Below are 26,124 nucleotides of genomic sequence, written 5' to 3'. Positions count from 1 at the left end.
TTTTTCTGTAAAAAAAAGCGCCCGAATAATTCAGGCACTTTTTTATATACAGGAACACATCAAAAAACTAAACGTGAAGCTGTTCTAGTTTGTCCGCAGGTAATGCTAAATCATCATTTTTATTGATACCAATGTTTGATGACAACACATTACGCGCAATTTGCTGAGCTTCTTCCAGTGAATGCATTTTATAAGTGCCGCACTGATAGACGTTCAATTCAGGGATTTTATTTTGGTCTTTGACGTTTAGGACATCTTCCATCGCAGCTTTCCACGCATCAGCGACACGCTGTTCAGCTGGCTGACCAATCAAGCTCATGTAAAAACCTGTGCGGCAGCCCATTGGGGAGATATCGATAATTTCAACACCATTGCCGTTAAGGTGGTCACGCATAAAACCGGCGAACAAGTGTTCTAATGTGTGAGTCCCTTTTTCCGTCATGGCTTCTTCATTTGGCACGGTAAAACGCAAATCAAAAACAGTGATGGTATCACCACTTGGCGTTTTCATCGTTTTTGCCACACGAACAGCGGGCGCTGCCATGCGAGTATGATCGACAGTAAAGCTATCTAATAATGGCATTTCGTGACCTCCTCAAAAATTAAAAAAATTATTTTGAAAATAAATGAAACTATTTTGAAAATGCAAAGTCTGAATTAATGAAAGACGCGCAATTTGTTATCATCCCTAATTCTCTAAGAGATTTTTATTTGGCCACCTTGAGTGGCCACTTTCTTTTAGCGTCCTGCGTGAGTGCGTAGATAGTCTTCAAAGGATTCAGTTTCGCTCTGTTCCATCTTCGCTTGCTTCTCAATAGAAGCTAACCTTGCTTGCTCAAACTGCTCTTCCGTGATCACTTCATACGGTTCATTAATTAGCTGCTCAAAATATTTTTCAGCTAATTCTAACCCATAGCCACCAATACCTTTTTCTAGCATCTCATCCATGACTAACGCGGAGTATGTCAGAGTTGGGTCTTCAAACATAGCAACAAACTGATGGCAAACATCTTGATATTTCGCACCACAGCAAGTATCGAGCACTTCAGCCACACGAATTAAATCATTAAATAATTTCTGGCCAACTTCCACTAACGGTTTCACTTCACTACCGCAACCAAAACCAATCACTTGACCAGGTTTACGCCCTTCGAGGATCACACGATTCCAATTTTGGCGACAACAATCAAGCTCCTGAGCATTCATTTCTGGCGCATCGGCAAGCACGCACCATATTAAGAATAGATCAACAAAACGTGCTTGGGTTTCATTCACGCCAATAGCACTGAATGGATTGATGTCTAAAGAGCGAACTTCAATGTATTCGATACCACCACGCAATAACGCATCTGAAGGCGACTCAGTGCCTTTAGGAACGCGTTTAGGTCTTATTGGGGCATAGAGCTCATTTTCAATTTGCAACACGTTAGAGTTAAGCTGAACGTATTTACCATCCTTTTTCACACCCAGTTTTTCAAATTCAGGGGAAGGCTTGTGAATGGCTTTTTTCAGGCTTTCAACGTATTCACCCAGTTTATTGAATGTAATATTCAAATCGCTTTGTGATTTATTGGTATAACCAAGATCACTCATGCGTAAGGATGTCGCATATGGTAAATAATAAGTACCACATTCGGTTTTATCGAATGTTAACGTGGTATCCCTATTTTTTAAGAAAGAGCCACAAATAGCAGGGGATGCACCAAATAGATATGGGATCACCCAACCAAAGCGATAGTAGTTTCTGATCAAGCGTAAATAGCCATCAGAAATTTTTTCTTTACCACTTTCACTTTCAGGATCGTCAACACCAGCCCATGCCTGCCAAAACTCAGTTGGCAAAGAAAAGTTATAATGCACCCCTGCTATCGTCTGCATCAATGCGCCATAACGATTTTTAAGGCCTTCTCGGTATAGGGTTTTAAAGCGCCCCACATTAGAAGTGCCATATTGAGCAAGAGTAATTTTATCTTCACTTTCGATAAAGCACGGCATACTAAGTGGCCACATTCTTTCGTCTTGAAGGTGACGTGCAGTATAACGATGTAAATCCCTGAGAAAAGCCAAGTTATGGCTAATACTTTTATCTACAGGAGTAATAAATTCGAGCAAGGACTCCGCAAAATCTGTCGTGATCCATTTATGTGTTAAAGCCTGTCCCAACCCTTCAGGATGCAAAGTTTCTGCAATTGAGCCTGTTGGAGTTACACGCAATGTTTCGCGCTCAATACCACGTTGAATGCCATTGAGTGTTTCTGGGTGCGTCTCTAACCATGAGAGCGCTTTCGATACGTCCGGGATCAAATCGACCTCCCGCCTGTGATGTTAATTTATTTTATTAAGGCAATTACTTTAGCTTAAATCACATAAATTGTCGCTGTCTAGATGTGTGGTTTAGGAGGGATTAGCGCAAAAGATGCATTGAAAATGTTATTTAATTGACTTTTCAGATAAAAAAAAACTCCTCAAGTTGAGGAGTCTTTCTTATGATGGTGCATCCGGGAGGATTCGAACCTCCGACCGCTCGGTTCGTAGCCGAGTACTCTATCCAGCTGAGCTACGGATGCAAAATTTGGTCGATAAATATCGAATATTTCAATAACTATTGAATGACTATACTGAAAGAATTATTGATACGCTAACTTATTAGCTAAGAGATGGTGCATCCGGGAGGATTCGAACCTCCGACCGCTCGGTTCGTAGCCGAGTACTCTATCCAGCTGAGCTACGGATGCATGTTTACTGCAAGACGTGCTTCTCTCTCAAACTTCTTATCAACATCTACTTCTGTAAATCAACTTCATCGTTACTGCATTATTCTGATTACTCATTGAGTAGAATCAAAATAAAACCCCACAAGGTTTCCCTATAGGGTTGATATGGTGCATCCGGGAGGATTCGAACCTCCGACCGCTCGGTTCGTAGCCGAGTACTCTATCCAGCTGAGCTACGGATGCATAATCTAAAATGGCGGTGAGGGAGGGATTCGAACCCTCGATGCAGCTTTTGACCGCATACTCCCTTAGCAGGGGAGCGCCTTCAGCCTCTCGGCCACCTCACCATATTTTAGTTACACACGATTTGTTTTTTCAAACATCTCGTCTCTGTGTGGCGCACATATTACTTTCCTAGACTTAGAAGTCAAACAATTTTTCCAAACTTTTTGCATTCCGCAGTCTGTTTGCACATTTCACAAGCAAGATGATTAGTTTAACACCGAAAAAGAACTTTTTCAGCCCCTAAATAACTTACTTTATGAATAAAAAAGAGAGGGATAAAATTGGTTTTTAACCTCAAAATTATTGGCTCACTCGCATTAATTGGTGCAATTATAGGCAAATGTAAAAGGAGTTTGTAAACAAGGCTTCATTTCGCTCAACTATATAAGTGAGAAAAGCAAATAAAAAGAGGATTGAGGAACTGAGAAATTTAAAACAGTAGTAAGACAAGCGTCCATTCTTGCTGTGTGATCAATCATTGGACGCTTATTTATTATTATTGATTATCTGGTTGAGTCTTTTCGGCCTGGATCCGTTGATAAATTTCTTCACGGTGAACAGAAACTTCTTTTGGGGCATTAACACCAATACGAACTTGGTTGCCTTTAACACCCAATACAGTAACTGTTACCTCATCGCCTATCATGAGTGTTTCACCAACTCGACGAGTCAGAATAAGCATTCTTTGCTCCTTGAAATATTAAAAGAGTCGGGTCTCTAGGTATCCCCGCTATTGTCCATCACACACCGTGAAAACGTAAAGCTATGACATTCACCTAAAGCATTGATGCCATCAAGGCAAGCATTCTAATTATTTACAAGCAAAATATAGCACTACAAGCAATACATTAACAATGCCGCAACAGATTTAAAGTTGCCTTATATTTCTACAAGGCAACTTTAGTAAGTACTTACAGTCGTGATTCAACCCACTCTTCAACGCTGGCCATCGTAGCAGGTAATGCGCTTACGTCAGTACCACCTGCTTGAGCCATATCAGGGCGCCCACCACCTTTACCACCTACTTGCTGTGCAACATAAGAGATTAAGTCACCTGCTTTAATTTTAGCAGTCAAATCATTAGTCACACCAACAATCATACTGACTTTATCACCACTTGTTGTCGAAAGCACGATAATCGCTGACTTCAACTGGTTTTTCAGATCATCAACCATGGTTCTCAATAGCTTAGGATCAGTATCGCCCAATTGATTCACTAACAATTTGACGCCTTTCACATCTTTTGCTTTGCTGCTTAGTGAAGCACTTTCTTGAGAAGCTTGTTGATCTTTTAGTTGCAAAATCTCTTTTTCTAATTGACGAGATTTATCTAATGCAGATTTCACTTTCTCAACAAGACTATTAATATCACCTTTCAATAAGTGAGCGATTGCCGAAAGTTGCTCTGACTGATGATGAACACTTTCAATCGCCATTGCACCTGTCGTCGCTTCAATACGGCGAACACCCGCCGCTGTTCCTGATTCACTCAGAATACGGAACAGGCCGATATCACCTGTACGGCTTGCGTGCGTACCACCACATAATTCAATAGAAAAATCGCCCATGCTCAGCACGCGAACACGCTCTTCGTATTTTTCACCGAATAATGCCATAGCCCCTTTCGCTTTCGCACCCTCTAAATCCATCAACTCAGTTTCAATTTCTGAATTTTGACGAATTTGAGCATTAACGATGTCTTCAACTTGGCGAAGTTGCTCTTGTGTCATCGCTTCAAAATGTGAGAAGTCAAAGCGCAGGTACTTGTCATTAACAAGAGAACCTTTCTGAGATACGTGATCACCGAGTACTTGGCGTAATGCAGCGTGTAATAAGTGCGTTGCAGAGTGGTTCAAGCGAATAGCATTACGCCTTGCGCTATCAACTACGGCGGTAATGCGATGGTTAACCACTAATGAACCTGATTCGACTTTACCGATATGACCAATGGCTTGACCATATTTTTGTGTGTCTGTCACATTGAAATGCGCATTGTCATTATTTAAGAAACCAATGTCCCCAACCTGACCACCTGATTCTGCATAAAATGCAGTTTTATCAAGGATGACTAAGCCTTCTTCACCTGCATTTAAGCTATCAACAGGTTGACCATCTTTATACAATGCAGTGATAGTTGCTTGTTGTTCATCATATTGGTAACCAGAGAACTCACTACGCTTATCAACCTTGATTAAGGAATTATAGTCAGCACCGAAACCGCTAGATTCTCTCGCACGACGACGTTGGTCTTCCATTGCGCGTTCAAAGCCTTCTTCATCAACTTTGATATTGCGTTCACGACACACATCGGCAGTTAGGTCGATTGGGAAACCGTAAGTATCGTAAAGACGGAATGCGGCTTCACCATCAAGGGTATCCCCTTCTAAGGATGCCAGTTCTTCATCAAGTAATTGCAAACCACGTTCTAAAGTACGGGCAAATTGCTCTTCTTCAGTTTTAAGAACTTTTTCAACCATCGCTTGTTGACGTTGAAGTTCTTCCGCTGCTGAGCCCATTACGTTAATTAGTGGAGCCACTAATTTATAGAAGAATGTTTCTTTAGCACCAAGCATGTAACCATGACGAACTGCACGACGAATAATACGACGCAGAACGTAACCACGGCCTTCGTTTGATGGAATAACGCCATCACTAACAAGGAAAGCACAAGAACGAATATGGTCAGCAATCACTCGCAGTGATTTATTTTCCAAATCGGTTGCACCTGTTGCTTTCGCTGCCGCTGCAATTAGCTCACGGAAAATGTCGATGTCATAGTTTGAATTAACGTGTTGCAATACCGCAGAGATACGCTCTAAGCCCATTCCTGTATCGACGGAAGGTTTTGGCAGAGGTTCCATGGTGCCGTCTGATTGACGGTTAAACTGCATGAAGACGAGGTTCCAGATTTCAATGTAACGATCGCCATCTTCTTCTGGGCTACCTGGAGGGCCGCCCCAAATATGATCGCCATGATCATAAAAAATTTCAGTACAAGGACCACAAGGACCTGTATCACCCATCTGCCAGAAGTTATCTGATGCATAAGGTGCGCCTTTGTTATCACCGATACGAATAATACGCTCTACTGGAACACCAATTTCTTTATTCCAAATATCATAAGCTTCATCGTCTGTTGCATAAACGGTGACCCACAATCTTTCTTTTGGCAGGTTAAACCATTCTTCGCTTGTCAGTAATTCCCACGCAAAGCGAATCGCATCGTGCTTAAAGTAGTCACCAAAGCTGAAGTTACCTAGCATTTCAAAGAATGTATGGTGACGAGCAGTATAACCTACGTTTTCTAAGTCGTTATGTTTACCACCTGCACGCACACAACGCTGCGCAGTTGTCGCTCGGGAATATGCTCTCTTATCCAGACCAAGAAATACATCTTTGAACTGGTTCATCCCTGCGTTTGTGAACAATAGTGTCGGGTCATTGTTAGGCACTAGCGAACTGCTGGTGACCACCTGATGACCTTTTGTATGAAAAAAGTCGAGAAACGCTTGGCGGATCTCAGCGGTGCTTTTACTCATATTTATCCCGATATCAAGCTGGAAACAGAATTATGAATTGTTGAGATGGAGTGTAACATCACCTCTAATCAACTCTCCGATTAAAAAGTGACTGATAAGATAAAGTCTCTTTGTATAGAAGTAAAATTATAGCTACATCCATTCGTGCCTTTCATTGTAAAGCGTCTAGATATTTTCTGAAAGTATGTTTATACCTCTGGTCAGCGTATTTTTCCACAGAAAAACTGTTGAATAAACGATTATTGCGATTGGAAAAAACAAAAAAGGCGCTACCCAATAAGAGCAGCGCCTATAATTTAATGACTAATCAACTGACTAGCTAATAATTAAAATTCTTCTGGTGTTTCTTCTTCATCAGAATCACTGATAAAGTCTGTTGCAGCGCTGCTAAATTCACCTGTGTGATTGAGTAACATTTCACGCAGTTTTGTGTCAATTTCATGAGCAACTTCAGGATGTTCTTTTAAGTAAGTCGTTGAGTTAGCTTTACCTTGGCCAATTTTGTCGCCGTTATAGCTATACCAAGCACCCGCTTTTTCAATTAGCTTGTGTTTAACACCCAAGTCAATTAACTCACCAAAGGTATTAATTCCTTCACCGTAAAGGATTTGGAATTCCGCTTGTTTGAATGGTGCCGCAACTTTGTTTTTTACCACTTTAACGCGTGTTTCACTACCAACGATTTCTTCACCGTTTTTCACTGCGCCAATACGACGGATATCTAAACGAACAGATGCGTAGAATTTCAGTGCATTACCGCCCGTTGTGGTTTCTGGGTTACCAAACATTACACCAATTTTCATACGAATTTGGTTGATGAAGATCAGAAGCGTATTTGAGGTTTTTAAGTTACCCGCTAATTTACGCATTGCTTGGCTCATCATACGTGCAGCAAGACCCATGTGAGAATCACCAATCTCACCTTCAATTTCTGCTTTAGGGGTTAATGCCGCAACGGAGTCAACGATAATCACGTCAACAGCGCCAGAGCGAGTCAACGCGTCACAAATTTCAAGCGCTTGCTCACCCGTGTCTGGCTGAGAACACAGTAAATTATCGATATCAACACCGAGTTTTTTCGCATAGATAGGGTCAAGGGCGTGCTCAGCATCGATAAACGCACAGGTTTTACCACTGCGTTGTGCAGCTGCGATGACTTGTAATGTTAGGGTGGTTTTACCTGAAGATTCTGGACCGTAGATTTCAACAATACGACCTAATGGCAGGCCACCAGCACCTAACGCAACGTCAAGAGATAAAGAACCTGTTGAGATGGTTTCAACATCCATTGAGCGGTCTTCACCAAGACGCATAATGGAACCTTTACCAAATTGCTTTTCAATTTGACCTAGTGCCGCAGCCAGTGCTTTTTGTTTGTTTTCATCAATAGCCATGTTTACTCCCTAAGTGCAATGGTCTTGCCACTGCGAATAAAACGATTGAATTCGATTTGTTGGATCTAATTATACTGTATAATCATACAGTATCAAGGAAATTTTTAATTTAACAGACTCAAAAGTGTTTCTAGTGCATAACCTGTTGATTGTAAACGCACTTGATTTCTATCACCTTGAAACACACAATGCCGAGTGGTGAGCAACACCGTTCCATCTTCCTGTTTTTGGGCAAAACCAAACCAGACTGTACCAACGGGTTTATCTATACTACCGCCTCCAGGGCCTGCAATACCACTGACTGAAATCGCAAAATCGGCAGCCGCCTTTTGCAGTGCTCCAGAGGCCATTTCCTCAACCACTTGTTGGCTAACTGCGCCAAATTGTTGTAAAGATGCGTCTGTCACACCAATCATTTGGTGTTTGGCTTCGTTGCTGTAAGTGACAAAGCCACGCTGGAAGTAATCTGAGCTCCCAGAAATATCAGTCAACACCTTTGCAATCCAACCACCAGTGCAGGACTCTGCAGTCGTGACTGTTTTACCTTGAGCCTGAAGCTTTTGCCCAATCTGAATACTTAATGTTTCGAGTTGCTTCTCATCTACCATTACGTAATCCACCTTTTACATCATTTTTTACGAGCACGATCCCAAATCCATAAGCCAGCAATCGCAATCGTGAATACTGCACCAAAGCCAATGCCTGCATTCACCACAGATAAACCACCTTTAATTGCCAGTGAATACAAGCCTAGCATGATCAGCATCGCACTGTTTTCACCTAAATTTTGCACTGCAATAGCGTTCCCTGCACCAACCGTTTCTTTACCTTTCTCTTGCAATAAAGCATTTAGAGGAACAACAAATAGCCCGCCAAATACCCCTAAAACAATCAAGATAAAGTAGGATGGAATAATATTAGTTTGCAAGGAAAGTAACACCACCATCACACCGATAATAACCCCCGCAGGAATACAGCGGTAAACGGTTTTCAAGGTAATAAATTTAGCAGCAAGCCCAGCCCCTGCAACAATCCCTACTGCAACCATCGCGTTTAAGATGGTTGGGGTTGTGTTATCTTGTAAGCCTAAAGCCACAGGTACCCAAGCAACTAATAAAAAACGTAATGTGACCCCAGCCCCCCAAAATAAACTGGTTCCGACTAGGGAAAAACGGCTTTCCTGATTTGCCCATAAAATACGGCATGCTTGAAAAAAATCTGTGACCAGTAATTTAAGATTCCAGCCTTTTCCAGGTCTCGCCGCCACAAGGTGTGGAATAAAGAAGTTCGCGATTACAGCCAGCGCATATAAAATCGCGCATGTACCTAGTGCTAATAAGAGATTGATATCTGAGAGCATTCCACCAACAACAGAGCCCACTAAGATCGCTGCAATCGTGGAAGCTTCCATCACACCATTGGCTTTAACTAGGTTATCTCCCCCAGTTAATTCACCTAAAATACCGTATTTAGCAGGCGAATAAGATGCTGCCCCAATTCCTACTAGTCCATAACAAAGGAATGGGTTTAGCCCAAAGCAAATCCCTAGCGCCCCAATAAATTTAAATATATTAGAGAACAGCATCACGCGGCCTTTAGAGAATCTATCGGCAATTTGCCCAACAAATGGCGCTAGTACGATGTAAGTAAACACAAACACCATTTGTAGAATAGGGTGGCTCCACTCTGGGTAAAATTCGGCTTTGAGTTGCGCTAATATGGCAAATAACAGTGCATTATCCGCAAATGCAGAGAGAAATTGAGACGCCAAAACGGCTTTCATTCCTCGGCTCATCAGCGGTAAATTTGGCGTACTTTCTTGCATATTAGGCATCCTTTAAGGCCATTTGTTTCAGTGTGACAAAGTCCGTTTTCCCGCTACCTAAAACAGGTAACTCTTTTACCAAACGAATATCACGAGGAACTGCGAGTTCAGTTAATCCTCGGCTTTTCGCCGCTGTCGATAACGCACTTCTATCTAACTCTTTATCGGTAGTAAACAAGACTAAGGCCTCACCTTTACTACTATCTGGTTTTGTCACGACACCATGATTCGCATTTGGTGACAATATGGCGACCATCTGTTCAATGCTTTCAAGGGAAACCATTTCCCCTGCCAGTTTCGCAAAGCGTTTAACACGGCCTTTGATAGTGCAGAAGTTTTTATTATCTAATTCAACAATATCACCTGTGTCGTACCAGCCTTCTTCTACCTCGCCCTGCACATTTTCAGCACTTGGTGCTTCGAGTACACCTGGCGCTTCAACACGTAAATACCCTTTCATGATATTAGGGCCTTTAAGTTGCAGTTTACCGCCATTTTCGATACCAGAAATGGGGATAATACGCGCTTCCATCTCAGGTAAAATTTGCCCAACCGTCCCTTCTTTTGCCGCCATCGGGACGTTGATAGAGACAATTGGTGCACATTCAGTCACGCCATAGCCTTCAAGGATGCGAATACCAAATTTTTCAAACCAAATTTTCTTCGTTTTATCCGAAAGTTTTTCAGCCCCTGCGACCACATAGCGTAAACGTGCAAAATCATATTGATGAGCAAAACGCGCATAATTCCCTAAGAATGTTGACGTCCCGAATAACACGGTGCAGTTTTTGTCATACACGAGCTCAGGAATGATGCGGTAATGCAGTGGGCTTGGGTATAAGAAAACCCGGCTTCCCGAAAACAGAGGTATAAATAACCCAACCGTTAAACCAAATGCGTGGAACAATGGCAACGAAGACATAAAACGGTCACGAGGCGTAAAGTCAGCAATCGTTTTGATTTGCTCAACGTTTGCCATCAAACTGGCATGGCTATGCACCACGCCTTTTGGTGTTCCCTCAGAGCCAGAGGTAAATAAGACAATGGCTTCATCCGATGCTTTTCGTGGAACAATGGCTTTACGCGGGTTAAATAAGTGTTTAATAATCCATAGCTTATCTTGCAAAGTTACAGTATCTTTTAAATCTTCAAGGTAAATCCAGTTTGCTTCTGGCACTTGTTCTGGAATATGTGTGAGGTTACCTTTTTCGAGAAATTGCCGTGAAGTGAATACCACTTTCGCCGCTGAAGCTTTGAGGGCATTACTAATTCCATGACTCCCCGCGGTGTAATTCAACATCGCAGGCACACGCCCTCTCATCAATGCCCCAAAAATGGCGGCCGCCGTCACCGTTGCATTCGGCAGTAAAAGGCCAACACGCTCGTTTTCATGGGTATAGCGCTCAATGATACGCCCTACCCCTAGCGTTTTTTTCAGTAATGTTTGGTATGAGTCTTCTTTGAATGCGATGTCTTCAATACATGGTGTACGGCGACCAAAACGCTGCACACTATCGATAAACTCTTCAACCAGCGTCACTTGTGGCCGACAAGCCATACGTGCAGATTTCATGATTTGATAAAGGTGTTCACCCGCTAGTGCACGACGCTCAACCGATTTTGGTGCTTCTGGCATCGGGATAATTTGCGCAGGTAAAATATGTAACGTAATTTTTGGGAACCATTTTAGCGGGATAATCCCTTTTAAACGCCCAAAATGACTACGTTCAGCCCCTTCAATACGAATAGGAACAACCTTTGCTTCTGATTTGGCAGCGACAAATGCCGCACCTTCATAAATTTTCATCAAAGAGCCATGTACCGAAATTCGCCCTTCAGGGAAAATAACAATCGGTCGCCCTTTTTCTACCTCTTTAACAAGGTGTCGAATACCCAATGGGTTAGCAGGGTCAAGCGGGACAATATCCGCATAGGGCTTAAGGCGCTTCACCATTTTAGGTGTTGCAAAGGTTGAGTAAACGGCAAATACAGGTTTTACAGGGAGAAAAAGCGCGATCAAAACACCATCGATAAAAGAGACGTGATTAGGGGTAATCAAACATTTATCTTGATCAAACTCTTTCGCGTCACCAACAACTTCAACGCGAAATAAAAACGTGAGGATGGCTTTGATTATTTTCACCAACATAATGAATCCCTATATTATGATTATATTTTTGTATACTACCAAAATATTGTTATGCCGTAGTAACACTTATCTTACGGAACAGAACGCTCTCCACTAGAAGCATAATCCGAAAACACCTAATATGAAAAATGCTCGTCAATAATGAGTTTAAGATAACTTATTGAGTTGTGCGATAATTTCATCAATCGGCTGAGTCGCATCAATAATATGGTGAGCCGTTGCTCGGTAAATAGGCTCCCGTTGCTGCATAACCTCTTCAATTTCTTCTACTAAAGATTTACCTGTTAAGCTTGGGCGTTGATCAGCCTGCGGTTCAGCGGCGAGTCGTTTAGCAAGAACATCAGGCTTGGCATTTAAATAGATAACCGTGCCGTTATCCCGCATCACCTTTTGGTTCTCATCCGCAAGGATGATCCCGCCTCCTGTAGAGACAATCACATCATCTTGTACAATTGATTTTAATACTTCACTTTCTAACTGGCGAAAATAATCCCAACCCTGTTGCTCTACGATTTGTGCAATACTTTTTCCATATTTTTCAAGTATTAACTTATCTGTATCAACAAATTGGTACCCTTTAGATTCGGCAAATAATTTCCCAACTGTTGTTTTACCTGAACCTCTTGGACCGATAATGTAAAACATTAATTTTCATCCCATCATCATGAATACTAATAAAATTTAGCTATTCATTTGCTTATAAACGCTGTCAAACACAGCAAACCATAAAAAAGAAAGCCACACTTCGCTTGTGTGGCTTTATAACTTTACTTTCACTTCTATGGACGATTTAAAAAGTCGCCATAACCAATCCATTTGTAGGTTGTTAGCGCATCCAGCCCCATCGGGCCTCGTGAATGCAATTTTTGCGTACTCACCGCAACTTCAGCACCGAGACCAAACTGCCCACCGTCTGTAAAGCGTGTACTCGCATTCACGTATACGGCAGCTGAATCAACACACTGCACAAAGTAATCTGCTTGGCTAATTGATTCAGTCAAAATAGCATCCGAGTGTGCAGTGCCATAATGGCGAATATGGTCGATAGCCGCATCCACATCAGCCACTATTTCCACATTTAAATCCAAAGATAGCCACTCATCGACTAAGTTTTCGGGTTTAACATCAACCACTTTTGCAGGGCCTTGCTGTAAAAATGGCATCGCTTGTTCACTCGCGTGCAAAGTAACTTGTTGCTCGGCCATTTTTTCGCTGAGTAATGGTAAGAATTCAGCGGCGATATTTTTGTGGACGAGCAATGTTTCAAGTGAATTACAAGCGCTTGGACGCTGCACTTTTGCATTAATAATCACGTTGATCGCTTTGTCAAAATTGACAGACTCATCAACAAACGTATGGCACACACCAATTCCGCCAGTGATCACAGGAATCGTTGATTGTTCACGGCACAGCTTGTGTAGCCCTGCACCACCGCGCGGGATTAGCATATCAACGTAGCGATCCAATTTCAGTAATTGCGCGACTAACTCGCGATCTGGGTTATTTATCGCCTGTACCGCTTCTGCTGGTAATCCACTATTTTTCAGAGCTTTTTGGATAACACTGACAACTGCCAGATTAGTATTGTGGGTTTCTTTCCCCCCACGCATAATTGCTGCGTTACCTGTTTTTAGGCATAAAGAAGCCACATCAACAGTCACATTAGGACGTGCTTCGTAGATAACGCCAACCACGCCCAATGGCACCCGCCGGCGCTGCAAATTTAATCCGCTATCAAGTTTGCTACCATCAATCACTTGGCCTACTGGATCTGCCAACTGGCATACTTTACGTACATCATCAGCAATATTTTTTAGGCGCTCAGGCGTTAATAACAAGCGATCTTGCAGCGCTTCAGTCATGCCGCTCGCCCTTGCCTGTTCCATATCTTTTTCATTAGCTGCTAAAATAATTGCACTTTCTTGCTCTAATAAATCCGCAATTTGCTGCAGTGCTGCATTTTTTTGTTTGGTGCTTAGCTGAGCTAATTGCCATGATGCAGCCCTTGCCGCTTTACCCATTGTTTCTAACATAATTAACTCACTATCATATCATCGCGATGAACAGCTACAGAGCCGTGTTCATAGCCAAGTATCTTGTTTATATCCTGTGAATGTTGACCCGCAATCATTCGAAGTGCGTCACTATTATAATGGGTGACGCCATGAGCAAGGTCTTTCCCTGCCATATTACGGATGCGGATCACTGCGCCACGAGAGAAATCCCCCTCGATTTTCTTAATGCCTTTTGGCAATAATGAGCTGCCTTTTTCCATAATCGCCAGTTGAGCGCCATCATCAATATATACATCACCCGCGGCTGGTGCACCGAAAATCCAGCGTTTACGGTTTTCCATTGGGTTTTTTTGCCCATAAAAACGAGTTCCCACTGGAATATTTTCAATGACCGCATTAATGACATCAGGTTTATTGCCCGCAGCAATCACCACGTCAATGCCCGCACGGCCTGCGACATCCGCAGCTTGTAACTTAGTGGCCATTCCACCCGTTCCTAAGCCACTTACGCTACCACCCGCCATTTCTCTAAGTTCATCATTAATTCCATACACTTCGGGGATCAATTTTGCATCTGGATTGCTGCGAGGATCCGCATCATACAAACCCTCAATATCTGTCAATAATAACAGTTTGTCTGCATCTCCGAGAATTGCGGCAAGTGCCGATAAGTTGTCATTATCGCCCACTTTTATTTCCGCAGTTGCAACTGCATCATTTTCATTAATGACAGGAATAATGCCGTTATCAAGCAATGCTTGTAAGGTATCCCGCGCATTTAAAAAGCGTTCTCTGTCTTCTAGATCCGCACGGGTCAATAACATTTGCCCAATGTGAATACCATAAATGGAGAATAATCTTTCCCACAATTGAATCAAACGACTTTGACCGACCGCCGCGAGCAACTGTTTAGATGCAATGGTAGCCGGCAATTCGGGGTAATTTAAGTGCTCGCGACCTGCGGCAATTGCCCCAGATGTCACGATAATAATACGGTGCCCTTTTTCATATTGCTGCGCACATTGTCTAACCAACTCAACAATATGAGCTTGATTTAAACGGCGCGAGCCCCCTGTAAGTACACTGGTGCCTAACTTAACGACCAGCGTCTGGCTATTTTTCATCATTTTTCTGCCATTAGGATTAATAAAACAAAAGTAGGTATCATTTTTATCAGGAGAAGTGCGTTATGCCAACAGGCATAACGCAAAATTCAACAAAAGTTGGTCTAAAACAAATTTATGCGCTTAATTCCAGTTTTAATTCTGACATTAGCGGTGAAGGGAAGAGGCTTAACTCAAGGTCAGATAATTGCTTACTGAGATTTTGATGAAAAGAGACTAAATTCTTTTCAACAGCTTCCGTGGTTGCACTGTCTTTTAATGCTTTAACCTGCCAACTACCATGCCCATTGTACAGCCCTAGATGATAGGTAAACTCAAAGCCCGCATCAGTAGCAACAAGCTTTAACCACCATCCCCAAAATTCACGTTTTTCAGGCGCGATGTTGGCGTTCACGCACACAACCAAGCTATCAAATATGTAACAACCATTTAAGCATTGTTTTTCTCTTAAATACGGACCTATCGCTGCAAATTTTTTTAAATATTTTCCATTTGTGTAATCAGTCGGTAAAGCCATGTTAAGGATCTCCTTCTTGGGAAGATCTCTTTTTAACAAATGGGAAAAAATAAGCAAGTTATTAAATTATTTTAAAGTATTTTTGTTTTTAACCAATTCGTTGTTTCACTTAACGCTTTCTCAAAATTGGCGAACACAGGGTGGCTTGGTAACATAATGGCATCAGCATCCATAGAAGAACGTTTAATCAGATCGGCTTCCGATTTCGGGCTATAAATATCGTCTTTTAAGCTGACTGCCAACATAGGAACCTTACTTCTCCGACCTAAAAGGCCCTGATTTTTCAAAGAATAACAGCTAAGTTCGTGGCGTAATGCAGATCCATCAACTTGATAAATCCCCAAACGACTGGCAAATACATCCAAAACCATCCGAGGAATATCTCGTTGATATTTCTCTTCGTGCAATAAACTGTGCACAATTGGACCTATCACAGCGACCCCTTTGATTTTCTCAGGGCACATATAAGCTAATCTTAACGCTATGTTTGCACCAAAACGCATTCCTACTATGCCAAAGCGCGTATGGTCAATCCATGCAATATCATCAATTTGGCGAACAATTTGCTCATGTAACGTGGTGGTTTCTTGGGTGAGCTTGTATTTGACCGAATAACCAATAGATGGCATATCCAGCGTGAGCATAGCAATACCCAATGGTTCAAGGTAATCACGGAAATAGCGACAAAAATCAATCTGTAAGCTATCTAACATACCGCAAATCATCACAGTTGGATAAGGGCCTTGCCCCTGAGAGGGAATATGCAAAAAGCCGCAGACCTCTTTGCCGCCATCCACTTTGAAAGGAATTTTCTTTAAACGATATTGAGAAAATTTAGCGGCGCAATCATAGGCTTTATTCGCAAGAAGAATCGCTTGGTCCGCAAGTTCATCACCTTTGATAAACGGGTAAGCGGCTATGCTATATAAATTTGCTGCGCGCAACCACGCATTACCCGCATCAGTACCCTGTTCGAACTCTAAGGCTTTTTGTTGCCAGTGCATCGCTTGTTGAGACCATTCAAAACACCAATTGCCTGAACGATTACCGATGACAGTATCGAGTTGGTTCTCATTACTTCGTGGCGCATTCGAAATCGCAATACGGCTAAGCACATCTTCTATTTCTAATGCGTCAATTCCACGCCAAATCCACATCAAGCGGTTAATCATGCGATACCAGCCCGCATGGTGAGAACCACTCAGTACACTGTGCTCTTTGAGTTGAGTTAGTGTTTGGGCGGAATATGAAACCAGTGTTGATGTTTCAACCTGTCTGATTTTAGGCTTAAAGAGTTTTTCGGATAAATTTTGCTGAGTCATCCCAATTACCTGTATACCGTCGCTGAATGGAACCAAAAAATAAGGGGAATGCACATAATGCACTCCCCAAATTATATCGTGTTTGACTCAAAAATTTTAGGTATTAATGTGTTCTAGCAATCAATAAAATCCATAAGGCTTTATAATTACACTGTTTTTACCTAACTTTAAGAGACAAACAGATTTATTTATCTTGTTCACACAGAGGCTTAACAAAGACAACGCCCATATCCCAAGGCTGCTCAATCCAAGTATCTTGAGGGATATCAACCACATAGTCATCAACTAATGGACGACCTGCTGGTTTTGCGAAGATAGTCACAAAGTGTGCTTTTGGATACATATCACGAATAGCTTGTGCAGTACCGCCAGTATCGACTAAATCATCAATGACGATAAAGCCTTCACCATCGCCTTCAGCGCGCTTGATAACGGTTAATTCACGTTGGTTATCATGGTCATAGCTAGAGATACAAACGGTGTCAACGTGACGAATTCCCAGCTCACGTGCAAGAAGTGCACCAGGGACAAGTCCACCACGGCTAACCGCGATAATACCGGTCCATTGTTCTACTGGTAATAAACGTTGTGCGAGTTTACGGGCATGTATTTGCAACATATCCCACGTTACGACATATTTTTCGCTCATATAATTCGGGTCCCGACTGCTGAGTAAATCTGAAATGTGTCTTGCGGAAAAAAGGTTGCGCGAGATTATAGTGATTCGGCGCGCTAAAAACCAGTAAAAAGCATCATTCGCCATCAATTATTATCATTTACACTGTCCATTATTCAAAAGAAAGTGTTATCCTGAGTCTATAAAAGAGGCAGCCTTTAATTCGAAACTTCAGGCTGTTAGGTCACAATTACAGCAATGTCCCTTTAAAAAATCGAAGCTGAAATTCGCGTTGACTGTCAATCGGCCGCTGTCTAGATGATTCAGGGATTTTCCCTAAAGCAAATGAGCAAGTCCCAGGAGCATACATCAGTATGTGACGCAGGTTTGTGAGTGCAGCCAACAACGCTATAGCTTGAAATACTACGGATATTTTCCCTAAATAGTTCAAGTTATAGCTAGGCGGCAAATGAGCAAATCCAAGGAGCATACATCAGTATGTGACGCAGGTTTGTGAGTGCAGCCAACAACGCTATAGCTTGAAATACTACGGATATTTTCCCTAAATAGTTCAAGTTATAGCTAGGCGGCAAATGAGCAAATCCAAGGAGCATACATCAGTATGTGACGCAGGTTTGTGAGTGCAGCCAACAACGCTATAGCTTGAAATACTACGGATATTTTCCCTAAATAGTTCAAGTTATAGCTAGGCGGCAAATGAGCAAATCCAAGGAGCATACATCAGTATGTGACGCAGGTTTGTGAGTGCAGCCAACAACGCTATAGCTTGAAATATAACGGGAAAATCATAGGAGATACACGTGTCTGAATTAGCCAAACTATCCCCCCAACCACTGTGGGACATCTTCGCTACCATCTGCTCCATTCCACATCCTTCATATCATGAAGAAGCTTTAGCGGCACATATCGTTGATTGGTCAAAACAAAAAGGCTTCCACGTTGAGCGTGATGAAGTTGGCAACATTTTGATCCGTAAACCTGCAACTGCGGGCTACGAAAACCGTAAGGCTGTGGTGCTGCAAGCGCACTTAGACATGGTTCCGCAAAAAAATAACGATACTGTGCATGACTTTAAAGTTGACCCAATCCGCCCGTATGTGAATGGCGAATGGGTGACTGCTGAAGGAACCACATTAGGTGCAGATAACGGTATTGGTTTAGCTTCTGCACTGGCAGTTTTAGCTGATGACAGCGTTGAGCACGGCCCAATGGAAGTCCTGTTAACCATGACAGAAGAAGCGGGAATGGAAGGTGCATTTGGCTTAAAAGCGGGCTGGTTACAAGCGGATATCTTAATCAACACAGACTCCGAAGAAGAAGGTGAAATCTACATGGGTTGCGCCGGTGGTGTTGATTTCACAACCACTTTTGACCTAACTCGCGAAGCATTACCAGAAGGTTATCAAACCTTTACCTTGACCTTAAAAGGTTTAAAAGGTGGCCACTCAGGTGGTGATGTTCATTTAGGTTTAGGTAATGCAAACAAACTGTTAGCGCGCTTCCTTGCTGGCCACGCAGAAGATCTCAGCCTAAAACTATTAGAGTTTAAAGGCGGTACCGTACGTAATGCGATTCCACGTGAAGCACACGCCATTATTTCTGTTCCAGCGGGTAAAGTTGCTGATCTGACTGCATTAAGAACACGCTACGAAAACATTCTGAAAAATGAGTTAGCCGCTGTTGAACCTAACTTAGTGCTGTTGTTAGATGAAACACAAAGCGACTTAAAAGCACTATCAGATGACTGCCAACAACGCTTTGTTTTCTTCTTAAATGCTGCGCCAAATGGCGTTATCCGCATGAGTGATATCGCGAAAGGCGTCGTGGAAACCTCACTAAATGAAGGTGTGGTACGTATGACCGAAGACAAAGCAGAGGTCATCTTCCTCGTTCGTTCACTTATCGATAGCGGTAAAAACTATGTCGTTAATATGCTGACTTCAATCAGTAAATTAGCGAAAGCACAATACCGTGCGGAAGGTAGCTACCCAGGTTGGCAGCCAGATGCAGACTCTGCGGTAATGCACTTGGTGAGCGAAACCTATAATAAGTTATTTGGTAAAATCCCTAATGTGATGGTGATCCACGCAGGTCTTGAGTGCGGTTTGTTCAAAAAGCCATATCCAGATATGGACATGGTCTCTATTGGACCAACCATCCGTGGTGCTCACTCACCAGACGAACGTGTTCATATCGCCAGTGTTGGCGAATATTGGAAACTGTTAACTGCGGTGTTAAAAGCGATTCCAGTTAAAGGTTAATCCACTGAAATTGAATAGAATGCTCATCCTTGTGATGAGCATTTTTTAAAGTTCAAGCAATAACTGCCGCTCTAATTGTGGGCTTTGCAGCATGACATGTAACCCCACCAACCTCACCCCTCGCTTTAACCGGCGATTTTCCCAAACCTGCTGTGCGAGTTGTACTAAATCTTGTTTATTTAAAATGGGATACACATGCTCTTGCGTTGTTTGCTGAAAGTCATCAAACTTGAATTTCACCCCTTGGCGGGCGATGCGCAAATCGGGTTTTACTTTTGCTAAACGTAACTGCAATTCTTCATACAACTTATCTAACAACAAAAGACAATCATTCCATTGATGAATATCTTCAGCTAATGTCCGTTCAACCCCCACGGACTTTCTCAGCCTATCTGGGTTTACAGGGCGCTCATCAATGGCATGGCAACGTTCCCAAAGCGCTTGACCAAATTTCCCCATGCTTTTGATTAACGTAACCACATCAAATTGCTGCACATCGGCACAGGTATTCAACCCCATATCCGCCAATTTTTGAGCCGTCACTTTGCCGACTCCAGGGATCTTTTTTAGTGGTAATGAGAGAACGAATTGCTCCATATTTTGTGGCGTGATCACAAACTGACCATTGGGTTTATTCATATCCGAAGCGATTTTCGCTAAAAACTTGATAGGTGCGATCCCCGCGGATGCAGTTAGCTGCAATTCATCAAAAATTTGCTGACGAATAGCTTCTGCAATCAAAGTTGCAGAACCGTGCAACTGCGTACAATCCGTCACATCTAAATACGCTTCATCAAGGGAAAGAGGTTCAATTAAATCGGTATAGCGCGCAAAAATCTTGCGGATATGAATAGAGGTTTCTTTATACAGTGCCATACGCCCCGGGACGACTTTTAAATGCGGGCAAAGCCTCAGAGCAATAGCCGTCGACATTGCGCTGTGTACGCCGTAGCGGCGCGCTTCATAGTTGGCTGTACTGATAACACCCCGACGATCCGCACTTCCACCAACCGCAATAGGGACATTGCGTAGGCTTGGGTCATCACGCATTTCTATCGCCGCATAAAAGCAGTCCATATCAATATGAATAATTTTACGCACGGGTTCACTCATAAAAAAACCAATCAACTGATTAAATATACAGTATTTTTATTAACCATGCAATTAAGAGGAAGTACGATATCAAGCTCATGTTAATTCCTTCTAACTCTCTGTTAATAAAAACCAATTCATTTTATTGTCATATTTAACTGCCACACTTTATGGGTAAAAATAAATAAAGTTAGTCTTAAAAAGAGTCCTAATGGGTTACAGCTTAATAAAAAAGTAATACAACAGACGGGCTTATTTCCCTCACAACTCGTAAAAAATTATTTTATGGATAATACATATGGCTATGATATCTGCATTAAAATTTAACCCGTTAGCGATCATTGGGTTGCTATTTCTGATCACTCAAAACTCATTTGCATTCACCACTCAAATGGCTTCACCTCAAATTGTTGCACACCGCGCAGGGACAGCAGATGCACCTGAAAATACGGTTTATGCAATTGATCTTGCAAAGAAAAATAAAGCGGATGCCATTTGGTTAACCGTACAGCTCAGCCAAGACAATCAATTAGTGTTATATCGCCCAAGTGACCTTGATTCTCTGACAGATAAAAAAGGCCCTGTTTCTGCCTATTCCGCAGAGCAGCTTAGCCATATCAATGCTGCATACCAATTTACTCAAAAAAATAATCAACAATTACCCGCTACAACCACCACAATTAGCACACTAGAAACTGTATTAAAAAAGTATCCAGACACCATCTTTTATATTGACTTAAAATCCCCTGATGCCAACCCAGATACTCAAGCCAAAGCCGCTTTAGCATTACTGGAAAAAACAAAAACGTTCAATCAAGTACGCTTTTATTCTACCAATACCGATTTCTTAACCGCGCTAAATCATCTATCCCCTAAAATTCAGACGTTTGAAAGCCGTGATGAAACCCGTACTATTTTGGCAAATAGTGTCATGAGCCATCAATGCTCAGTTCCAGACTCAAAACCAACCAATAATGCGAATAAGCCAGCTTCTCGTTGGTATGGTTTTGAGTTGCACCGCAAGGTTGAAGTCGTTGAAAAATATACGTTAGGTGAGGCGCGTTCCCCTGCAACGCTTTCATGGGATAAATCAGCGATAGATTGTTTTAAACGTGATGGTGACGCTTATATCATTGTTTTTGGTGTAAATAACCAAAGCGATTACCAGTTGGCGAAAGAGATAGGTGCTGATGCAGTAATGGTGGATTCACCGAAGGCATTTCTTCCAATCAAAGGAAAGTAAACTACCTATTCTCAATTTTATTAACCAACCCGTTTAAATAGGTTGGTTAATTTTTTTTTATAACTTCTGCCAATTCTTAAGCATTAAGGTTCTGAACTCAACATTTATAGTAATTATCGCTATAGGGTGCGATTTGCACATTATTATTAAATGAAGAGAGGGAAATATGATTGAAATAAAAGTTACATTTGAAAACCATTTTGGTGAGGATTTAATCGAAGTCATGCTATTTCGTAACCTAGAATTTCACATAATTCATGATATAAAAGATAAAGAAGAAAAAATTGATATTGCAACATTTTATGCAATTGAAGGAGAAAAAGATGAAAACTGGTATGTTCAATTTTTGACTGCATCAGGAGAATATTGGCGCAGCGCAAGTTTTATTGATTGCAGTACAACGAAGGAGGATGACTATAAGATTATTCTCGGTGTTAATGGTGAATCAAAACGAGTATATGCGGCATTTTCTAGTTCAAGCTCATGCTCAGCAGCACTGAAAAAATTATAGAAATTAATGCGTAACAAAAAAATTAGTGTTTTTAACTATAAAAACTATAATTTTCAAAGAAAAAATAAATAATACATACAGTGAATACAAAGCCCCTATCGGCTATTAAGGGCTTTATATATCAACAATATATCCCACTATAGAATTCGGTTTTTACTTAACAACTTTTGCCGAGCTTCATCGCGTGCCATGCGCTTTTTACGTGCATCACAAGGTTCAGGGCAATCACATACTTTTTCGACACCGATGCTACTTAAACCGCCGCAACTGCCTTGGATGCTTTTACGCTTAATAATGTACCCCAGTGACATGCCTAAGAAAGCCAGCAAAAACAGTGCAAAAGTTGCAATAAAAATATTTAGCATACTTTTAGCCTCCTCAACTTACTGTTTCTTTGTTAAAAATGGTTCGAATGCCTTAGTATAACGCTCTTCAAAACCTTTATCTGTCTTAACTATCATAAAAACAGGCACATTCATTTTTTCAGCAAGGGCAAAACCCGCTTCTGGCCCTAATACATTTAACCCTGTGGATAAGCCATCCGCACTCATACAATTTTCTGCGAGTACCGTGATAGAGACCAGATTATGAGTAATTGGGCGACCTGTTTTTGGGTCTATAGTATGTGAAAAACGCACGCCATCTTGCTCAAAATAATTACGATAATCGCCAGATGTTGCAATTGAACGGTCACCTGGCTCAATAATTTCTTGTGCGGTTTGGCTCACACCATCCGTTGATGGTTTCTCAATAGCAATGCGCCATGGCGCTTCTTTACCATTTTTGCCTTTTGTACGTACTTCACCACCGATATCAACCATATAGTCATTGATACCTTGTGACTCTAAATATTCAGCAACAACATCAACACCATAACCTTTAGCAATAGAAGACAAGTCAACATATAGCTCTGGAATGGTTTTAATCAGGTTGTTATCTTGTACTGAAAGCTTTTCAATCCCTACCCATGCACGGCGTTTAGCAAGTTCTTCATCTGAAGGGGCTTTCGTCACGCGACCTTCTGGGCCAAAACCCCATAAATTAACTAATAGCCCAACGGTTACATCTAAAGAGCCATCTGTTAGTTTATTAATTTCAATCGCTTTTTTGACTACTTTTGCTGTCGCTGCTGATACAGGGAAAGGCGTATTCACTTCTTTAAATTGGTTAAAACGACTTAATTCAGAATCAGGGCGGTAAGTTGACATTTGGTCATTAACTTCCTCCAAACGCTTATCAATTTCGGCTTGAATGGCTTCAGGTTTTTGTTCTGAAGCATCAGTGACATATTTAACAGAGTAATACGTCCCCATCGTCTGCCCCTGAAGGTTTTGTTGTTCTGGGCCACCACATGCTGTCAGAAACAGCGCGGCAACAAACAGTAAGATTGAGGTATAAATTCTTTTGTTCAGCATTATTTTCTCCGCGTCAATCATGAGCGCGTATTGTCGGTTCGCTCAGACTATTAACACACTTTACATCGTCACCCATGCAGAGAATGTTCAAGTCAAAATATCTCTTAAGCCATTAATAACCAATTAAATAATTAGCAACTAACAGTATTAATATAAATGATAAAGAGGGAAGTATTTCCCTCTTTATTCAATTACTGTCAGTACTTTACTTGGTAAGTACGATAAATCCAATAAAATTACTTAACCACCGAAATCATCCAGTAAGATATTTTCGTCTTCAACACCAAGGTCTTTCAGCATTTTGATCACTGCAGCGTTCATCATTGGTGGCCCACACATATAGAACTCACAATCTTCAGGCGCCGGGTGGTCTTTCAAGTAATTTTCATACAGAACATTATGAATAAAGCCTGTGTAACCATTCCAGTTATCTTCTGGTAATGGGTCTGAAAGCGCCACATTCCATGTGAAGTTTTCATGTTCTGCCGCAAGCTCGTCAAAATCTTCTGTGTAGAACATTTCACGAACAGAACGCGCACCATACCAGAAACTGATTTTGCGTTTTGAGTCTAAACGGCGTAATTGGTCGAAAATGTGCGAACGCATCGGCGCCATCCCTGCACCACCACCAATAAATACCATTTCAGCTTCTGTTTCTTTCGCAAAAAACTCTCCGAACGGACCTGAAATTGTCACCTTATCACCTGGCTTTAATGACCAAATATAAGAAGACATAATTCCCGGTGGAACGTCTGGATTGCGCGGCGGAGGTGTTGCAATACGCACGTTCAACATAATAATACCGTGCTCTTCAGGGTAGTTAGCCATTGAATATGCACGCACCGTTGGCTCTTTAACTTCAGAAACATAACGGAACAAATTAAACTTATCCCAGTCTTCACGATATTCTTCAGGAACATCGAAATCTTCATATTTTACAACATGTTCTGGGCACTCAATCTGAATATAACCACCCGCACGGAAAGGAACGACTTCCCCTGCTGGAATTTTCAGTTTTAACTCTTTAATGAAAGTGGCTTTATTATCGTTAGAGATAACTTCGCACTCCCATTTTTTCACACCAAAAATTTCTTCTGGAAGCTCAATTTTAAGGTCTTGCTTCACATTCACTTGGCAGGCTAAGCGGCAGCCTTCTTTGGCTTCGCGTTTATTAATGTGCGACAACTCGGTCGGTAAAATATCCCCACCACCGTCTTTGATTTTCACACGGCACTGCCCACATGATCCACCACCACCGCAAGCCGATGAGACAAAAATACCTTGGCTAGATAACATGCCTAATAATTTGTCGCCCGCAGGGGCTTCAAAGCTTTTATCTGGGTCGCCATTAACTTCAACTTTGATGTTCCCTGTATTGACCAACTTGGATTTGGCAAACAGGATTAAACCTGTCAGCACCAAGACAATCAGGGTAAACATCACTACACCTAGAATAATAATTTCCATGAATTCTTCTCGCCTTTATAGCTGCACACCGGAGAAGGACATAAAGCCCAATGCCATCAAGCCTGTTGTCACAAAGGTGATACCTAACCCTTTTAGACCTGCGGGGATATCTGAGTATTTCATCTTCTCACGGATAGCTGCCATCAATACGATAGCAAGCATCCAGCCGATCCCTGAACCGAAGCCATAAACGACGGATTCGCTAAAGTTATAATCACGCTGAGCCATGAAAGATACGCCACCAAAAATTGCACAGTTAACAGTAATCAATGGCAAGAAGATACCTAACGCGTTATACAGAGATGGAAAATAACGATCCAAAATCATTTCGAGGATCTGAACCAACGCCGCTATCACACCAATAAAGGTAATAAAATTCAGGAAAGATAAGTCCACCCCTTCGGCTATCGCCCCATCACGCAGCACTAGGTTGTACACCAAGTTATTGGCTGGAACAGAAATCCCGAGAACAACCGTGACCGCAATCCCTAAACCAAATGCCGTTTTGACATTTTTCGATACCGCAAGGAAAGTACACATCCCTAAGAAGAAGGCTAATGCCATGTTTTCAATAAAGATGGCTTTAACAAACAGGCTAATATAATGTTCCATTT

General features: G+C 41.9%; 22 protein-coding genes and 4 tRNA genes. 3 read left to right on the top strand and 23 right to left on the bottom strand.

Features of this window, described 5'->3' with window-relative positions; genetic code table 11:
• Positions 1–67 precede the first annotated feature (67 nt).
• The 18 genes from luxS to gpt all read right to left on the bottom strand — a co-directional run bounded on the left by luxS (position 68) and on the right by gpt (position 17,533).
• Complete coding sequence (gene luxS, locus J6836_RS00250) at positions 68–583, bottom strand: S-ribosylhomocysteine lyase (RefSeq protein ID WP_206084773.1); 516 nt, start codon at positions 581–583, stop codon at positions 68–70.
• Positions 584–738: 155 nt separating this feature from the next.
• Positions 739–2,304: a glutamate--cysteine ligase gene (gshA, locus tag J6836_RS00245; protein WP_219245948.1), complete on the bottom strand. Its 1,566-nt coding sequence runs from the start codon at positions 2,302–2,304 to the stop codon at positions 739–741.
• Positions 2,305–2,490: 186 nt separating this feature from the next.
• Positions 2,491–2,567, bottom strand: a tRNA-Arg gene (locus tag J6836_RS00240).
• Between the two features lie 91 nt (positions 2,568–2,658).
• A tRNA-Arg gene (locus J6836_RS00235) sits at positions 2,659–2,735 on the bottom strand.
• A gap of 145 nt (positions 2,736–2,880) precedes the next feature.
• Positions 2,881–2,957, bottom strand: a tRNA-Arg gene (locus tag J6836_RS00230).
• An 11-nt stretch (positions 2,958–2,968) separates the two neighbouring features.
• Positions 2,969–3,061 (bottom strand) — tRNA-Ser (locus J6836_RS00225).
• Positions 3,062–3,495: 434 nt separating this feature from the next.
• Positions 3,496–3,681, bottom strand: a complete 186-nt coding sequence (gene csrA, locus J6836_RS00220) for a carbon storage regulator CsrA (protein ID WP_004264815.1) — start codon at positions 3,679–3,681, stop codon at positions 3,496–3,498.
• A gap of 229 nt (positions 3,682–3,910) precedes the next feature.
• Positions 3,911–6,538 carry an alanine--tRNA ligase gene (gene alaS, locus J6836_RS00215; protein ID WP_219245947.1) on the bottom strand — a complete coding sequence of 876 codons (2,628 nt, stop codon included), beginning with the start codon at positions 6,536–6,538 and terminating at the stop codon, positions 3,911–3,913.
• A 326-nt stretch (positions 6,539–6,864) separates the two neighbouring features.
• The gene (gene recA / locus J6836_RS00210; protein WP_219245946.1) at positions 6,865–7,932 is read right to left on the bottom strand and encodes a recombinase RecA; all 1,068 of its coding nucleotides are present in this window, start codon (positions 7,930–7,932) and stop codon (positions 6,865–6,867) included.
• Positions 7,933–8,036: 104 nt separating this feature from the next.
• Positions 8,037–8,540: a nicotinamide-nucleotide amidase gene (pncC, locus tag J6836_RS00205; protein ID WP_219245945.1), complete on the bottom strand. Its 504-nt coding sequence runs from the start codon at positions 8,538–8,540 to the stop codon at positions 8,037–8,039.
• Positions 8,541–8,560: 20 nt separating this feature from the next.
• Positions 8,561–9,757 (bottom strand): lysophospholipid transporter LplT, encoded by a 1,197-nt coding sequence (lplT, locus tag J6836_RS00200; RefSeq protein WP_219245944.1) that lies wholly within the window; start codon positions 9,755–9,757, stop codon positions 8,561–8,563.
• Position 9,758: 1 nt separating this feature from the next.
• Complete coding sequence (gene aas, locus J6836_RS00195; protein ID WP_219245943.1) at positions 9,759–11,906, bottom strand: bifunctional acyl-ACP--phospholipid O-acyltransferase/long-chain-fatty-acid--ACP ligase; 2,148 nt, start codon at positions 11,904–11,906, stop codon at positions 9,759–9,761.
• A gap of 147 nt (positions 11,907–12,053) precedes the next feature.
• Positions 12,054–12,551, bottom strand: a complete 498-nt coding sequence (gene aroL, locus J6836_RS00190) for a shikimate kinase AroL (protein WP_219245942.1) — start codon at positions 12,549–12,551, stop codon at positions 12,054–12,056.
• Positions 12,552–12,685: 134 nt separating this feature from the next.
• Positions 12,686–13,939, bottom strand: coding sequence for a glutamate-5-semialdehyde dehydrogenase (gene proA, locus J6836_RS00185; protein ID WP_219245941.1), 1,254 nt, complete (start codon positions 13,937–13,939; stop codon positions 12,686–12,688).
• Between the two features lie 2 nt (positions 13,940–13,941).
• Complete coding sequence (proB, locus tag J6836_RS00180) at positions 13,942–15,045, bottom strand: glutamate 5-kinase (RefSeq protein WP_206084765.1); 1,104 nt, start codon at positions 15,043–15,045, stop codon at positions 13,942–13,944.
• Positions 15,046–15,160: 115 nt separating this feature from the next.
• On the bottom strand, positions 15,161–15,562 hold the full coding sequence (gene crl / locus J6836_RS00175) for a sigma factor-binding protein Crl (RefSeq protein ID WP_219245940.1): 402 nt from the start codon (positions 15,560–15,562) through the stop codon (positions 15,161–15,163).
• 71 nt (positions 15,563–15,633) lie between these two features.
• The gene (gene frsA / locus J6836_RS00170) at positions 15,634–16,884 is read right to left on the bottom strand and encodes an esterase FrsA (protein WP_219245939.1); all 1,251 of its coding nucleotides are present in this window, start codon (positions 16,882–16,884) and stop codon (positions 15,634–15,636) included.
• Between the two features lie 184 nt (positions 16,885–17,068).
• Positions 17,069–17,533, bottom strand: coding sequence for a xanthine phosphoribosyltransferase (gpt, locus tag J6836_RS00165; RefSeq protein ID WP_206084762.1), 465 nt, complete (start codon positions 17,531–17,533; stop codon positions 17,069–17,071).
• A 788-nt stretch (positions 17,534–18,321) separates the two neighbouring features.
• Between gpt and pepD the strand changes: the two genes are divergently transcribed.
• Positions 18,322–19,782, top strand: a complete 1,461-nt coding sequence (pepD, locus tag J6836_RS00160) for a beta-Ala-His dipeptidase (RefSeq protein WP_219245938.1) — start codon at positions 18,322–18,324, stop codon at positions 19,780–19,782.
• A gap of 45 nt (positions 19,783–19,827) precedes the next feature.
• Here pepD and dinB read toward each other — a convergent pair whose 3' ends face one another.
• Positions 19,828–20,883, bottom strand: coding sequence for a DNA polymerase IV (dinB, locus tag J6836_RS00155; protein WP_219249317.1), 1,056 nt, complete (start codon positions 20,881–20,883; stop codon positions 19,828–19,830).
• 289 nt (positions 20,884–21,172) lie between these two features.
• Between dinB and J6836_RS00150 the strand changes: the two genes are divergently transcribed.
• Complete coding sequence (locus tag J6836_RS00150; protein ID WP_425299647.1) at positions 21,173–22,117, top strand: glycerophosphodiester phosphodiesterase family protein; 945 nt, start codon at positions 21,173–21,175, stop codon at positions 22,115–22,117.
• Positions 22,118–22,283: 166 nt separating this feature from the next.
• The gene (locus tag J6836_RS00145; RefSeq protein ID WP_219245937.1) at positions 22,284–22,628 is read left to right on the top strand and encodes a hypothetical protein; all 345 of its coding nucleotides are present in this window, start codon (positions 22,284–22,286) and stop codon (positions 22,626–22,628) included.
• A 137-nt stretch (positions 22,629–22,765) separates the two neighbouring features.
• Here J6836_RS00145 and nqrM read toward each other — a convergent pair whose 3' ends face one another.
• The 4 genes from nqrM to nqrE form a co-directional block, all read right to left on the bottom strand.
• A complete protein-coding gene (gene nqrM, locus J6836_RS00140; RefSeq protein WP_219245936.1) occupies positions 22,766–22,993 on the bottom strand; it encodes a (Na+)-NQR maturation NqrM in 228 nt (75 codons plus the stop codon).
• An 18-nt stretch (positions 22,994–23,011) separates the two neighbouring features.
• A complete protein-coding gene (locus J6836_RS00135; protein WP_219245935.1) occupies positions 23,012–24,043 on the bottom strand; it encodes an FAD:protein FMN transferase in 1,032 nt (343 codons plus the stop codon).
• Positions 24,044–24,283: 240 nt separating this feature from the next.
• Complete coding sequence (gene nqrF / locus J6836_RS00130; protein ID WP_219245934.1) at positions 24,284–25,510, bottom strand: NADH:ubiquinone reductase (Na(+)-transporting) subunit F; 1,227 nt, start codon at positions 25,508–25,510, stop codon at positions 24,284–24,286.
• Between the two features lie 15 nt (positions 25,511–25,525).
• A complete protein-coding gene (gene nqrE, locus J6836_RS00125; protein WP_219245933.1) occupies positions 25,526–26,122 on the bottom strand; it encodes an NADH:ubiquinone reductase (Na(+)-transporting) subunit E in 597 nt (198 codons plus the stop codon).
• Positions 26,123–26,124: the final 2 nt, after the last annotated feature.

This window comes from Providencia sp. R33 (assembly GCF_019343475.1).
In the GTDB taxonomy this organism is placed as follows: Bacteria; Pseudomonadota; Gammaproteobacteria; order Enterobacterales; family Enterobacteriaceae; genus Providencia.
Note: the sequence above shows the minus strand (reverse complement) of the source record. Positions and strands in the feature narration are given on the sequence as shown.

What these genes read in the sequence shown, in the direction of transcription:
- lplT (WP_219245944.1), bottom strand. Translation starts at nt 9,757, where the DNA reads ATGCAAGAAAGTACGCCAAATTTACCGCTGATGAGCCGAGGAATGAAA.
- csrA (WP_004264815.1), bottom strand. Translation starts at nt 3,681, where the DNA reads ATGCTTATTCTGACTCGTCGAGTTGGTGAAACACTCATGATAGGCGAT.
- crl (WP_219245940.1), bottom strand. Translation starts at nt 15,562, where the DNA reads ATGGCTTTACCGACTGATTACACAAATGGAAAATATTTAAAAAAATTT.
- nqrF (WP_219245934.1), bottom strand. Translation starts at nt 25,510, where the DNA reads ATGGAAATTATTATTCTAGGTGTAGTGATGTTTACCCTGATTGTCTTG.
- J6836_RS00145 (WP_219245937.1), top strand. Translation starts at nt 22,284, where the DNA reads ATGATTGAAATAAAAGTTACATTTGAAAACCATTTTGGTGAGGATTTA.
- aas (WP_219245943.1), bottom strand. Translation starts at nt 11,906, where the DNA reads ATGTTGGTGAAAATAATCAAAGCCATCCTCACGTTTTTATTTCGCGTT.
- J6836_RS00150 (WP_425299647.1), top strand. Translation starts at nt 21,173, where the DNA reads ATGGCTATGATATCTGCATTAAAATTTAACCCGTTAGCGATCATTGGG.
- aroL (WP_219245942.1), bottom strand. Translation starts at nt 12,551, where the DNA reads ATGTTTTACATTATCGGTCCAAGAGGTTCAGGTAAAACAACAGTTGGG.
- frsA (WP_219245939.1), bottom strand. Translation starts at nt 16,884, where the DNA reads ATGACTCAGCAAAATTTATCCGAAAAACTCTTTAAGCCTAAAATCAGA.
- recA (WP_219245946.1), bottom strand. Translation starts at nt 7,932, where the DNA reads ATGGCTATTGATGAAAACAAACAAAAAGCACTGGCTGCGGCACTAGGT.
- luxS (WP_206084773.1), bottom strand. Translation starts at nt 583, where the DNA reads ATGCCATTATTAGATAGCTTTACTGTCGATCATACTCGCATGGCAGCG.
- pncC (WP_219245945.1), bottom strand. Translation starts at nt 8,540, where the DNA reads ATGGTAGATGAGAAGCAACTCGAAACATTAAGTATTCAGATTGGGCAA.
- alaS (WP_219245947.1), bottom strand. Translation starts at nt 6,538, where the DNA reads ATGAGTAAAAGCACCGCTGAGATCCGCCAAGCGTTTCTCGACTTTTTT.
- nqrE (WP_219245933.1), bottom strand. Translation starts at nt 26,122, where the DNA reads ATGGAACATTATATTAGCCTGTTTGTTAAAGCCATCTTTATTGAAAAC.
- J6836_RS00135 (WP_219245935.1), bottom strand. Translation starts at nt 24,043, where the DNA reads ATGCTGAACAAAAGAATTTATACCTCAATCTTACTGTTTGTTGCCGCG.
- nqrM (WP_219245936.1), bottom strand. Translation starts at nt 22,993, where the DNA reads ATGCTAAATATTTTTATTGCAACTTTTGCACTGTTTTTGCTGGCTTTC.
- gpt (WP_206084762.1), bottom strand. Translation starts at nt 17,533, where the DNA reads ATGAGCGAAAAATATGTCGTAACGTGGGATATGTTGCAAATACATGCC.
- proA (WP_219245941.1), bottom strand. Translation starts at nt 13,939, where the DNA reads ATGTTAGAAACAATGGGTAAAGCGGCAAGGGCTGCATCATGGCAATTA.
- proB (WP_206084765.1), bottom strand. Translation starts at nt 15,045, where the DNA reads ATGAAAAATAGCCAGACGCTGGTCGTTAAGTTAGGCACCAGTGTACTT.